Source organism: Rhodococcoides kyotonense (assembly GCF_001645385.1).
Classification (GTDB): domain Bacteria; phylum Actinomycetota; class Actinomycetes; order Mycobacteriales; family Mycobacteriaceae; genus Rhodococcoides; species Rhodococcoides kyotonensis_B.
Window position 1 is genome coordinate 65914 of record NZ_LVHI01000037.1, and the last position, 13036, is coordinate 78949.

Consider the following 13036-nt stretch of genomic DNA (forward strand, 5'->3'; position numbering starts at 1 on the left):
CGGGCGGGTCACCCCAGCGCCCGCGCCAACCGACCCAGGCGGGCATCGAGACGGCGCGTGCCCTCGGCAGTCAGGTTCAGCGAGGCTCCCAAAGTTTCACGTGCGTCGAGGAATATCTGGGCCATCGGAGAGTACTTGTCGCGCAGTCTGATTCGCTTGCTCTCGTCGGCGAGATACTCCACGCTGCCCGCGTTGTCGATGAAGTCCGACAGCTTGACCAGAAATACCCGCGGATCCGTGATCGCGGCCGCAACATGTTCGGCGTAGGCGCGGTTCTTCTCGTCCGTCGAAAGGCTTTGCAGGTTAGTAGGATTGGTAACGGAAGCCACCACAGCTGACACCGACGGTGAGAAGTGGCGCGCGATGACGGCCAGCGCATTGTCATGGGTCGCCGGTGTGCCCGCGTCGAGCAACGATACGATTCTGTCGGTCTGATCCTCGACCGTGTCGTGCAGTGCGGCCGCCACCAAAACGACCTCGTCTGTGCACCCGAATCGTACGAGCCGCAACACGTTTCGAAGCGGATGGACGATGTACGGGTCGCTTGCTGTTTCGCTACCGGCACGCCTCTGATGGAAGTGAGCGGCAGCTGCGAGGGCCATCGCGTCGTGCAGCATCGGAGAGCTGAACCCGAGCTCGCGAGCCTCGTATCCGACCGTGAACGTCAATGAGGCGGCATCCATGTCTGCCAGTCGCATTCGTCTGAACTGGTCGGACAGCAACGCGTGGGTGGGTACACGCATTCCGGCATCCCTGGACAACCTGACGGTGATCTCGTCGCCCTCCTGCTCGACGAACTTCAAGAACATGCCGAGGCGCCGCCCGAGATGTTCCTCCACGACCGGCGCGCAGTCGACGCGTGTCGACGCCACGACGTGAGTGTGGTTGGGCAGGAATTTGATATCCGGCCACGACGTGGACAGGTCCACCACGACGGAGTCCACGGTGGGGGCTCGCGTGTGAATCGCGAACACGGCATACAGCTCGACGACCGGTTCCTTGTCCAGAATCCTTGCGTAGGCGGTGTGCCGTCCTGCCTCGAACATGACATCGCCATCGTCGTCACGGACCGGCGCGGACCCGGTGATCGATTCGAGAGCGGTATCCACCTCGGCAAACAAACGAGCCCGTACGGGGTCGACCGTCCAATCCTTCAGCTGTGAACCGCTGTCGAAGACCCGTGTGACCGGTGCGCCGACTGCACTGGCGGCCAGGAACGACGGGTGCGCAATCCCGCGCACGTCTCTGATGAGCACGACGACTGCCTGTGCCAGGGAGTGAGCATGCGCCTCGACACGGAAAGTGCGTTGCAGGCCGTCGCCGACGTCGTACTCGGTCCACCCCTGTTCGGCCAGCAGTGTCGCGTGCTCGTACGAAACAGCCGCTGCGAGAGGCCCGTTCATCGCCGCGTCACCGACGAGACGGCCGCCGAGTTCGTTCGCCACCGTCAGGTACAGGTCGTCCCGGCGTTTCCCACCACCCGGACAGATGGTCAGTAGATCGCCGGTCTCCATGTTCTCGATGTAGGTGCAGAGCCGGGCACAGAATCGCTCCCACGCGGCATCGATCTCCGTGTCGAAGTCGGCGTCCTCGGACATGCGGGCACTCCTAGATGGGAGGTGAGCCGTTGTCTCGACTCCTTCCACGAACCACTGTAACGCCCTGCGGGGGTGCGTCTTTCCGTTCTGGCGGACTTCGGCGAAACCCAGCGGGCGCGAACTGCGCGAACAGGAGGAGTCGACACGAAAAGCTGTGTCGTTCGAACGAACGAACACGTGACTCGTGGCGCGGGGCGCCCTCGGGTTCGCCGGTCGCCCGGGTGTTCGGGCGGGCCGGGTGTTCGGGCGGGCCTGGGGTTCGGACCGAATGTGGCTTTCCGGTCACTCTGAGTGACCCAGGGCCGCCCTCGTTCGGTTCGGGCGGGCCCGGGGTTCGGACCGAATGTGGCCTCCCGGTCACTCTGAGTGACCCGGGGTCACCCTCGCTCCGTTCGGGATACCTGCGGTACTCGAAAATGACGGGGAGGCCGGTTCGGGTGATCAAGATCGGTACTGGCGAGTAACTTTCCGCAGCAGGCGGGGGGTTCTCCGCGCCTGGCAGTACGCGCGTAATGTTACGTCAAAGTTTAGGGTTGAAGAGGACGCAAGCACACGAAGCGTTGCGTCGACGGACACTGAGGCAAAGGCAGAACATGAGTGCGAAACAGCCGACCATCATCTACACACTGACCGACGAAGCGCCGATGCTCGCCACCCACGCTTTTCTGCCCGTCATCCGGGCATTCGCGGGTGCAGCCGACATCAACGTCGAATCGACCGATATCTCGGTCGCGAGCCGCATCCTTTCCGAATTCCCGGATTACCTCACCGAAGAGCAGCGGGTGCCGGACAACCTCGGCGAGCTGGGTCGGCTGACGCACCTGCCCGAGACCAACATCATCAAGCTGCCGAACATCAGTGCGTCCGTCCCGCAGCTGCTCGCGGCCATCAAGGAACTGCAGGGCAAGGGCTACGCACTTCCCGATTTCCCGGGTAACCCGAAGACCGACGAAGAGCGCGACATCCGCGACCGCTACACCAAGTGCCTCGGTAGCGCCGTCAACCCTGTTCTGCGCGAGGGCAACTCGGACCGCCGCGCGCCGAAGGCCGTCAAGGAATACGCCCGCAAGCACCCGCACAGCATGGGCGAGTGGTCTCCCGCGTCGCGCACGCACGTCGCGCACATGCGCCACGGCGATTTCTACCACGGCGAGAAGTCGATGACCGTCGAAGGCGACCGCGAGGTCAAGATGGAGCTGCTGACGGCCAGCGGCAAGACCATCGTGCTCAAGGACAAAGTTTCGCTCACCGACCGTGACGTCATCGACAGCATGTTCATGAGCAAGAAGGCGCTCATCGAGTTCTACGAAGAGCAGATGGAGGACGCCTACAAGACGGGCATCATGTTCTCTCTGCACGTCAAGGCCACGATGATGCGCGTGTCGCACCCGATCGTGTTCGGTCACGCAGTCAAGGTGTTCTACAAGGACGCGTTCGCCAAGCACGGTGAGCTGTTTGACGAGCTGGGCGTCAACGTCAACAACGGTCTGTCCGACCTGTACAGCAAGATCGAATCCCTTCCGAGCGCGCAGCGCGAGGAGATCGTCGACGATCTGCACAAGTGCCACGAGAAGCGTCCCGAGCTCGCGATGGTCGACTCGGCACGCGGCATCTCGAACTTCCACTCGCCGAGCGACGTCATCGTCGACGCATCGATGCCCGCGATGATTCGCGCAGGCGGCAAGATGTGGGGCGCCGACGGCCGCCCGAAGGACACGAAGGCAGTCAGCCCGGAGTCGACCTTCTTCCGGATCTACCAGGAGATGATCAACTTCTGCAAGACCAACGGTGCGTTCGATCCCACCACGATGGGCACCGTCCCGAACGTTGGCCTGATGGCGCAGAAGGCGGAAGAGTACGGCTCGCACGACAAGACCTTCGAGGTACCCGAGGGCGGCGTCGCCAACATCACCGACCTGGCGACGGGCGAGGTTCTGCTGACCCAGAACGTCGAAGAAGGCGACATCTGGCGTCTGTGCATCGTCAAGGACGCTCCGATCCAGGACTGGGTCAAGCTTGCCGTGACCCGTGCGCGCAACTCGGGCATGCCGGTCGTCTTCTGGCTCGACCCGTACCGTCCGCACGAGAACGAGCTCATCGGCAAGGTCCGCACGTACCTGAAGGATCACGACACCGAGGGTCTCGACATCCAGATCATGTCGCAGGTCCGCGCGATCCGGTACACGATGGAACGCCTGATCCGCGGGCTTGACACCATCTCGGCGACCGGCAACATCCTGCGCGACTACCTGACCGACCTGTTCCCGATTCTGGAACTCGGCACCAGTGCCAAGATGCTGTCCATCGTGCCGCTGATGGCAGGAGGTGGACTGTACGAGACGGGTGCAGGTGGTTCTGCGCCGAAGCATGTCAAGCAGCTCATCGAGGAGAACCACCTTCGTTGGGATTCCCTCGGCGAGTTCCTCGCGCTCGCAGTCAGCCTCGAGGACCTCGGCATCAAGACCGACAACAAGAAGGCGAAGATTCTCGCGAACGCCCTCGACGCAGCCACCGGCAAGCTCCTCGAGAACGACAAGGGACCGTCGCGTTCCACCGGTGAGCTCGACAACCGTGGCAGCCAGTTCTACCTGTCCCTCTACTGGGCGCAGGAACTCGCCGCGCAGACCGAGGATGCGGAGCTCGCGAAGCACTTTGCCGGTCTCGCTCAGACGCTTGCCGACAACGAAGAGGCAATCGTCAACGAGCTTAACGAGGTTCAGGGCAAGGAGGTCGAGATCGGCGGATACTACTTCCCGGATCCCGAGGCCACCGCAGCCGTCATGCGCCCGAGCAAGACGTTCAACGATGCATTGGCGTCCGTAAGCAAGTAGGCGCTTCGCGCACGTGCACGAAAATACATAGCGGGTTATGTATTTTCGTGCACATGGGCTGATTGCTTGAATGGTTCATTCATGTTGTCTGTCAACATGAATGAACCATTCATGCGTTCTGGGGTACCTTGGGAGCCTGCAGCGAAGCAATCACGAACCCGGTGACCATTAGTCCCGCGGCAATCGTGAGTCCGACAGTCGGCGATGTCAGCGATAGAAGTAGCGGCACTGCAAATCCCAGGTATACGAAGCAGTAGTAGATCGCGGTAGCGCTGGACAGGTCGCCACCCGGGGGTGTTCGATTCTCGACGATGACCAACCCCGAAACCAGCAGCATTCCGTAACATGATCCCAGCAGTACCGCCGCGGCAACGATCAGGATGACGGATCCTACGCCGCCAGTGCCCAATGCCACCGCAGCAAGCGCGAATCCCAGACATCCGAGCCCGACGCCGACCCCGACGGGGACCTTGTCGCCGCGGCTGGACAGACGTCGGGCGGTCGGTTGCACTGCAACACCCGTCCAGAGCGTCAGTGCCGCAATACTTCCCGTGAACGCCACGGATAGAGAGCCGGTGACGTCGGCGACGTGAGGCGGTAGCGTTGCGAACGCGACTGTCGCAGCACCGAACACCCACGGCGCCCACGGTGCGACGCCGGCGAGAAACCAACGCTGTCTGGTGACCGGCATTATCTGCCGCGCGGAATCCTCGAAGCGCGTGCGGGTCTCAGGAACCCTCCACACAAGTACACCCGTCACAGCCATCATCGCGAGATGCACGAGGTACGGCAGCACGTCCGGGGCCGGTAGCCACTGCGCGATCAGTCCCGCGAATAGAGCGCCGCACCCGAAGCCGGCCGACAGTGCAACGGCAGTACGACGCGCACCGCTGCCCGGGCTGTCGCTCAGTTCCTTGATCCACGCACCGCCCGCGGTGAAAGCCATTCCCGACGCGACCCCGGCCAGCACTCTGCCGAGATAGAGCAGAGCCGGCACGTCGGCGCCGAGGGCGAGCAAGATCGTCGACATGACCGTGACTCCAATCATCGGCCGCACGACGGGCCGTCGCCCTCGGCGATCGGAGAGTCGACCGAAGTACAGCAGCGACGGAATCAGCCCGAGCGCGTAGCTGCCCAACATGGCGGTGAACGCGGTGCTGGTCAGGCCCACGGTCTCGCGATACACGAGCTGCATGGGCGCGAACTGGTTCGCGCCCCAGCTCACGGCGAACACGACGGCGACCACACGAATCCAACTCACGGGCATCCTGGTCATCCTTCCAAGTCGTACACGCTGTGGATGTGGCAGAACCTGCCAGCGTCTTGCACGTTTCTGTGTCGATTGTGGTCGTATGTTGCCTACCGCCCGAAACCTAGGTTCGTTTCGATGAAGTCGAGCGAGAGGGCGCGGGTGGACGTCGACACGTGGGTGGGAAGAACAGCACGCTCGATAGCTTCGGCCGTCCGGGACGGCCACATCACCGCGCGCGAGGTCGTTCAGGACCATCTGTCCGCGATCGACAGGCATAACCCCGAGCTCAACGCGATCGTCACGGTCTGTGCCGAGGACGCATTGGCCGCTGCAGACGATCTCGATCGCCGACGAGAAGCGGGGGACATCCTCGGCCCACTGGCCGGCGTTCCGTTCACGGTGAAAGACACCATCACGACGGCCGGAGTTCGTACTACCGCTGGGTCGCGTGCGTTGGCGTCGAACATTCCGATGCGCGACGCCACCGCGGTGGCCGCGTTCAAGGCCGCAGGTGCGGTGCTCGTTGGAAAGACGAATGCGCCGGAGTTCGGAGCGTGCGGACTCACTCGCAACGACCTGTTCGGGGTCACGACGAGCCCACTGATAGCCGACGGGATCCCGCGTTCGCCCGGCGGCTCGAGTGGGGGTGAATCCGCCTCGGTCGCAGCAGGTCTGAGCGTGCTGGGTCTCGGCACGGATTTCGGCGGATCGGTCCGCTGGCCTGCACATTGCACCGGGTTGGTGTCGATCAGGCCGACATTGGGCCGTGTCGACACCGACGGGCAGATTCCCGGAGTCGTGTTCGACGGTTACGTCCTGGCGAATCCGGTGACGGTGCACGGGGTCATTCAGACGATCGGACCGCTGGCGCGGAATCTCCCGGACCTCGAACTCGCACTGAACGTTCTGTCGAATCCCGCTCTCGCGCCTGTAGAGAAGTCAGTGGATACGAACACGTTGGACATCCGATGGGCACCCGGCGACGGAACGATGCCCGTCGACGACGAGATCGTCGATGCTGTGTCCGCCGCTGCGCACATGCTTCGGGCAAAGGAATACAACGGAACCGCACTCTCGCGCGGTCACGCGCTGTTCTCCACGTTGCGAGCAACCGAGTCTCACGCCGATATTCGCGTCCTCGTCGGTACCGAGACCGAACAGTTGACGTCCGAAATACGAGCCGCTCTTGACGCAAGACCCCAACACCTCGACGAGAACCTCTGGGCCGAAAGAGCAAAGCTCATTCAACAATTCCTCGACGAGATGGGCGACGTGCTGATCATGCCCGTCGCGTCGATTCTCGCGCCTCCGCTGGGGCAGGAATCATTCACCGTCCGAGGACGAGAGCTGACCTGGATGGACGTGCTTGCGAGCTGCCGAGCGATCAGTGTTCTCGGTCTGCCGTCGGTCGTCGTTCCGATTGCTCAGGCTCGCAACGGTTTACCGGTCGGGCTACAGATCGTAGCCCGACCTTGGCGTGAGGCCGACGCTCTCGCGGTCGCCGCCCGGATCGCGAGTTTGCCCCGCGAGTAGAGACGATCAGATGACCGCACTCCTACGCAGTTCGACGATCTCCTCTGCGTCGAGGCCCAATTCGGTCAGCACCTCGACCGTGTCCGCACCCAATGTCATCGGCGGCGCCTTGCGTACCGGCAGAACCTTGCCGTCGACCCAGAATGGCCCCCGCACCACGGAAGTCGAGCGTCCGTCGGGCCCTTCCGTTTCTTGGATCATGTCGAGCGCGCGCACCTGCGGATCGTCGAAGACCTGATCGATGGTGTGGATCGGGCCGCAGGGAATTCCCGCCGCGCGCATCTGCTCGATCCATTCGGCAGCCGTCTTGACGGTCAGCAGTTCGAGGATTTCCTTCGTCAGCTGGTCTCGGTGTTGTGTCCGTTGCTTGCCGGTGGCGTAATCGGCTCGGTCAGCCAGCTCCGGCGCACCGAGAACCGAACACAATGAGAACCAATGCTTTTCGGTCCCAGTAGCAATGGTGATCGGAAAGTCGGCGGTATCGAACACGCCGTACGGTGTGATCGACGGATGCGTGTTGCCGTTCGGTTCCGCGACGCGGCCCGTGCTGATGTAGTTCTGCGCCTGGAACGTCATGGTCGAAATGGCCGATTCCAACAGCGACGTCTCGACGCGTCGGCCGCGTCCGTCGCGCTCACGGGCCGCCAAAGCTGCTGCGATACCGAGGGCCGCATAGATACCGGACACCGTGTCGACGATCGGGATTCCGACCCGCATCGGTGCACTTCCGGCGTCGCCCGTCACGGACATCAGACCGGACATGCCCTGTGCCACTTGGTCGAGGCCTGCGGCGAGGTGGTCGGGTCCCACCGGACCGAATCCGCTGACACTCATGACGATCAGTCGAGGATTCTCACGTTCGAGCTCCCGGGGATCGAGGCCCATGTCCGCCAGTACCCCCGGTCGGAAGTTCTCGACGAGCACATCGGCATCGAGGGCCAACCTGTGCAACAAATCTCGACCCGAGTCGCTCCGGAAGTCCACGGCCACAGAACGCTTTCCCCGGTTGACTGAGGTGAAGTACAGACTCCGGTCGTCGTCGAACGGAGGCCACTGACGTGAGCTGTCGCCTGTGGCAAGGGGTTCCACCTTGATCACGTCGGCACCGAAGTCCGACAGCAACGACGTGCAGAGCGGACCTGCGAGCGCCCTGGTCAGGTCGAGAACTTTTGTTCCGCTGAGTAGTTCGTCCATTGATGCGTTCCTCGTTCTTCTCGTCCAACCGGGGTCGAGGATTGACGATGGTCGAGGGCGCGGTTCGGCGCGTCGGCGACAGTGCACAACGAGTGAGCCCACTTTTAGGCGACTTCTGTGACCGAACGACCTGGCTGCTACGGCTACCGTGAGGCCGAAGGTCAGCGAGCGGAGGTAAGAGACGGTGCGGGATATTTCTGCTGCTGTACACAGCTGGTTCGACAGCGGCGAGTCGTTCGCACTCGCGACGGTGACGCGCACTTGGCGTTCGTCTCCGCGTCGGCCCGGTGCTGCGATGGCCGTGAACCGAAACGGCGAGGTCGTCGGGAGTGTGTCGGGCGGCTGTATCGAAAGCTCGCTGTACGAGACCGCACGTGACGTTCTTGCCGACGGCAACTCGCGCATCGAGACCTTCGACGTCAGCGACGACGACGCATTCGGGGTCGGGCTGACGTGCGGCGGCAGGATCGAAGTCCTCGTCGAACTGGTCGGTTCACAGTGGCCGAGCTTCGGGGGTGTGTGCGAGCGTCTTGCATCGGATCGGCCGGTCGCGGTGTTGACGACTCTCGTCGACGGCGGGCCGTCGCGTCACCTCGTCGTCGACACCGAGAACCACCAGGGTGACCTGCCGCTGCCGAGTCGGAACATCGAGGACATAAAAGCGAGACTGCGCGGCGGCGAGTCGGACGTCGTCGTTGCGCGTCTCGGAACCGACCAGGACATACTGGTCGAAATACACGCACCCCTGCCGCGCATGTACGTGTTCGGTGCAATCGATTTCGCCTCTGCCGTAAGCACTCTCGCAGTCTTCGCCGGCTACCACGTCACCGTCGTCGACGCGCGGCCGGTGTTCGCGACGCCCGCGAGGTTTCCGGCGGCACACGAGGTGGTCGTCATGTGGCCGGACAGGTTTCTGGCGACCGCGCCCGTCGATTCACGCACGGCCATCGTGGTGCTGACCCACGACGAGAAGTTCGACATCCCGCTGCTGAACCTCGCCCTGCGCTCCGACGCCGGGTACGTCGGCGCGATGGGTAGCCGATCCACCCATGAGCGACGCGTCGGCCTTCTTAAAGACCACGGCATCACGCCGCAGCAGTGTGCGCGCCTACACTCACCCATCGGCCTCGACCTCGGCTCCCGTACCCCTGCGGAGACCGCATTGGCAGTGCTGGCGGAGGTCACCAAGACGATGAACCGGGCGACCGGTGAGGAACTGCGTCACCGCCGCGGTCCGATTCACGGTCTCAGTTCATCCGCGTAACCCAATGTCCTGCCGCGCCGGCCGGTGAGCGTTAGGATCGTCTCTTCGCGAATCCCCCTTTTCGCGAGTGAAATGAAATCCGAGGTGCCCGCCCAGTGTCTGTCAGGTCCGTCTCCATTCCTGAAGCTCCTGAAGCAGAGGCCCTCACCGAACTTCTCCGGTCTGCGTTGCTGCCCTCGTCGTCGATCGTCGTGGGGGAGGTCGACGGAGTAGACGTGCGACGGGTCGGTTTCATGGCGGTCCCGGACATCGGACCTTGGCTCAGGCGCGGCCAACTCCTGATCACGACGCCCCGCACCCTGGGCCTGGTGACCGAATCTGCGACGGCGTTCATCGGCCGGTTGAGCTCGCGCGGAGTCGCCGCGCTCGCAGTGCAATTCGACGGTGACGGGTGGAACCTCGAACCCGAGATGATCGATGCCGCCGCACAGGTCGGTCTGCCCATCGTCGCGTTCCACGGCGACGGGGATCACCCACTGTCCCGCGGCCGCGTCGCAGTGGAGCAAACGCAGGTATCGGCCATGTTCGAGGCAGAGCGAGTGCGAAAACTGCTGGTCGATGTCGTCATGGCCGGCGGCGGCCTGGCAGAGTTGGCCGGAGTCGCGGCGCGTGAGCTGAACGGAACAGTACTGCTGACCACATCGGACGGCCGCGAGATCAGCCGCGCCGGTGACGCCGCGGGACGGAGGCGGTTGTCGACGAGCCCCGCTCTCGACTCCACCGGTAGGTTGCGGACCGACACCGTCGAAGGTGGACTCGGACTGCACGTGTTCGACGGTCATTCGGGCGCGATCGCGGCGGTCTCGGCCAACCACATCGATCACGGACGGTTGGCTCTGTTCACGTGGGATCGCGTGATGACCGAGCATGATCTGTATCTCGTCGAACGCGCCGCAGCGGTGTGTGCCCTTGTAGTCACGCGTCAACAGGCCGTGGCCTCCGTCGAAGAGCGGCATCGAGCCAACTTCATCCACGATCTGATGGTGGGCCGTGCCGGTGATACCGAACATGTTGTCACGCACGCGAAGACGTTCGGGTGGGATTTCGACCGACCGCTGGTTGTCGTCAGTATCGAGCCCGATCCAGTACTGGACGAGTCGACGAATTCCACGCACCGGCTTCCGGTCGTCGACCGTCAGGCCATGGCTTTCTCGGGTGCGATCGCCCATCGAGATCCCGGTGCGGCGGTGACGGCACTGACGGGCGAGACCGTGATCGTCATGGGCGTCGGCAACGACACGATGGCACTCGTGCGTGACCTCGTCAGTGTGGTCCGGGGTGAAGGCGGCGGTGGCAGAAGGCCGTTCAGTGTCGGGGTGTCTCGAACAGCGGAGACCACCGACGGAGTGCCTGCCCTCTACAGTCAGGCACGAACGGCTTTGACTGTGGGGCGCCGCATTTCGGGCCAGTGGTCGCTGACCAACTTCGACGATCTCGGCGTCTATCGCTTGCTGTCCCTCGTGGAAGACGAGGACGAACTCGAGAACTTCGCTCGAGAGACGCTGCGCGAACTCACCGACGACACCGCGGAGGCGCAGGACATGCGGAACACTCTGGAGGTGTTGTTGGCGACGAACATCAACATCGCGGAGACTGCTCGCAAGCTCCACTTCCACTACAACACACTGCGTTACAGAGTCGTAAAGCTCGAGAAAATGTTGGGCTCGTTCACTGCGCAGCCGGAATTGCGACTGGACCTGTCCCTAGCATTGAAGATAATCGCGATGCGCGGCATCAATCACTAATCCTGCCAATCCGAGGGTCTTCGATCTGTCAGATTGTCATCACGTCGCCCCCGATCGGCTGTAATAGCGTTCAGAGGCATCAGGGGCGGTTTGTGAGCTGCAACACAGAGTACGAACCGCCTTCCTCTGCACGAAAGGCCGATCATGCCGATTTGGACCCTGCACGGAGATGGTAAAACGGTCGCTCCCGGCGAAGTCGTCGCTCCCGGTGAGAGACTCAGCTGGGGACGGACCATCGGACTGGGCGGCCAGCACGTCGTGTCTATGTTCGGCGCGACCTTCGTCTTCCCGATTATCATGGGGCTCAATCCTCAACTGGCCGTGATGATGTCGGGCTTCTGCACCATCTTCTTCCTTCTGGTCGTGAAGGGGCGAATTCCCAGTTACCTCGGAACGTCGGCAGCCTTCGTCGGTGGTATCGCCGCCATTCGCGCCCAGGGTGGAACGTCGGCGGAAGTGACCGGCGCGATCCTGGTGTCCGGCCTCGTCCTCGGCCTGATCGGCGTCGCCGTTCACTTCCTCGGCGGACGGTTGATTTTCAAACTGCTGCCGCCGGCGGTCACGGGAGCGGTGGTGATGCTGATCGGCTTCAACCTCGCGCCCGTCGTCGCGGGGCTGTATTGGCCACAGGATCAATGGGTTGCGCTGTTGGTGATGGTCGCTCTGATCGTGATGTCGGTGGCGCTGCGCGGCTTCATGGGACGCATCGCGATCTTCCTTGCTCTGATTCTGGGCTACGTCGTCTCATGGGTTCTCGACAAGGTGTCCGGCCCGATCACCTCGTACGACGCCAATGCCGGCGCGATCACCGAGCATTTCCGCGTCAACTGGGACTCGGTATCGTCGGCGTCGTGGTTCGGTCTACCGCCGTTCTCGGACGAGGCCAGCGGTGTAGTCGGCATCCATGCGCCGTCGTTCAGCCTGACGTTCGTCGTGCTCGTTCTTCCCGGCGTCATCGCGCTGATCGCCGAGAACGCCGGCCACGTCAAAGCCGTTGCGGAGATGACCAAGGACGACCTCGATCCGTACATGGGCCGTGCGCTCGCCGGTGACGGATTCGCGACGGCAATCGCCAGTGGCGTCGGTGGGTCTCCCACCACGACGTATGCCGAGAACATCGGGGTCATGGCAGCCACCCGCGTCTACTCGACGGCGGCCTACTTCGTAGCCGGTGTCGTCGCGATTCTGCTTGGATTCTCGCCCAAGTTCGGTGCCTTCATCTCGGCGACACCGGGCGGTGTCCTCGGTGGAATCACCGTCGTCCTCTACGGGATGATCGGCCTGCTTGGTGCCAAGATCTGGAAGGAAAACGGCGTCGACTTCGGAAACCCGCTGAACATGATGCCGATCGCGGCCGGCCTCATCATCGGTATCGGCGACACCGCCCTGACGTTCAGCGACACGTTCTCGCTCGGCGGCATCTCACTCGGCACGATCGTCGTCATCGTGATGTACCACTTCTGCCGGTTCATCGGCTCCCGCAACCCCGAGCTCGACGGCTACACCGCGCCTCGAAAGGAAGACACGTCGCCGGAGGCGCCTCCCGCCAAACAGCTGACTTGACGCAGTTTGCCAGCTCGCGGGCGTGACTGTTGTCACATCTCCACACATTTCGAAAG

Annotated in this window: 8 protein-coding genes; 5 read left to right on the forward strand and 3 right to left on the reverse strand. The window is 63.1% G+C overall.

Annotated features, from left to right (window positions below; genetic code table 11):
- Positions 1-8: 8 nt before the first annotated feature.
- Positions 9-1598 (reverse strand): TY-Chap domain-containing protein, encoded by a 1590-nt coding sequence (locus A3K89_RS21135; RefSeq protein WP_068430255.1) that lies wholly within the window; start codon positions 1596-1598, stop codon positions 9-11.
- Positions 1599-2191: 593 nt separating this feature from the next.
- Here A3K89_RS21135 and A3K89_RS21140 point away from each other — a divergent pair.
- Entirely contained in the window at positions 2192-4429 is a 2238-nt protein-coding gene (locus A3K89_RS21140; protein WP_068430258.1) for an NADP-dependent isocitrate dehydrogenase, read from the forward strand.
- A 109-nt stretch (positions 4430-4538) separates the two neighbouring features.
- Here the strand turns inward: A3K89_RS21140 and A3K89_RS21145 are convergent, their stop codons facing one another.
- Entirely contained in the window at positions 4539-5936 is a 1398-nt protein-coding gene (locus A3K89_RS21145; RefSeq protein WP_367946714.1) for an MFS transporter, read from the reverse strand.
- Between A3K89_RS21145 and A3K89_RS21150 the strand changes: the two genes are divergently transcribed.
- Positions 5817-7214: an amidase gene (locus A3K89_RS21150; RefSeq protein ID WP_068430264.1), complete on the forward strand. Its 1398-nt coding sequence runs from the start codon at positions 5817-5819 to the stop codon at positions 7212-7214. The two genes, A3K89_RS21145 and A3K89_RS21150, sit on opposite strands and share 120 nt — an antisense overlap.
- A gap of 6 nt (positions 7215-7220) precedes the next feature.
- Here the strand turns inward: A3K89_RS21150 and A3K89_RS21155 are convergent, their stop codons facing one another.
- On the reverse strand, positions 7221-8408 hold the full coding sequence (locus A3K89_RS21155; RefSeq protein WP_068430266.1) for a CaiB/BaiF CoA transferase family protein: 1188 nt from the start codon (positions 8406-8408) through the stop codon (positions 7221-7223).
- A gap of 184 nt (positions 8409-8592) precedes the next feature.
- Between A3K89_RS21155 and A3K89_RS21160 the strand changes: the two genes are divergently transcribed.
- The 3 genes from A3K89_RS21160 to A3K89_RS21170 all read left to right on the forward strand — a co-directional run bounded on the left by A3K89_RS21160 (position 8593) and on the right by A3K89_RS21170 (position 12980).
- The gene (locus A3K89_RS21160) at positions 8593-9672 is read left to right on the forward strand and encodes an XdhC family protein (RefSeq protein ID WP_068430269.1); all 1080 of its coding nucleotides are present in this window, start codon (positions 8593-8595) and stop codon (positions 9670-9672) included.
- Positions 9673-9767: 95 nt separating this feature from the next.
- Positions 9768-11417: a helix-turn-helix domain-containing protein gene (locus tag A3K89_RS21165; RefSeq protein WP_254303615.1), complete on the forward strand. Its 1650-nt coding sequence runs from the start codon at positions 9768-9770 to the stop codon at positions 11415-11417.
- Between the two features lie 144 nt (positions 11418-11561).
- Positions 11562-12980, forward strand: coding sequence for a uracil-xanthine permease family protein (locus A3K89_RS21170; RefSeq protein WP_068430271.1), 1419 nt, complete (start codon positions 11562-11564; stop codon positions 12978-12980).
- The last annotated feature ends 56 nt before the right edge of the window (positions 12981-13036 follow it).

What these genes read in the sequence shown, in the direction of transcription:
- A3K89_RS21135 (WP_068430255.1), bottom strand. Translation starts at nt 1,598, where the DNA reads ATGTCCGAGGACGCCGACTTCGACACGGAGATCGATGCCGCGTGGGAG.
- A3K89_RS21140 (WP_068430258.1), top strand. Translation starts at nt 2,192, where the DNA reads ATGAGTGCGAAACAGCCGACCATCATCTACACACTGACCGACGAAGCG.
- A3K89_RS21150 (WP_068430264.1), top strand. Translation starts at nt 5,817, where the DNA reads ATGAAGTCGAGCGAGAGGGCGCGGGTGGACGTCGACACGTGGGTGGGA.
- A3K89_RS21145 (WP_367946714.1), bottom strand. Translation starts at nt 5,936, where the DNA reads ATGGTCCTGAACGACCTCGCGCGCGGTGATGTGGCCGTCCCGGACGGC.
- A3K89_RS21155 (WP_068430266.1), bottom strand. Translation starts at nt 8,408, where the DNA reads ATGGACGAACTACTCAGCGGAACAAAAGTTCTCGACCTGACCAGGGCG.
- A3K89_RS21170 (WP_068430271.1), top strand. Translation starts at nt 11,562, where the DNA reads ATGCCGATTTGGACCCTGCACGGAGATGGTAAAACGGTCGCTCCCGGC.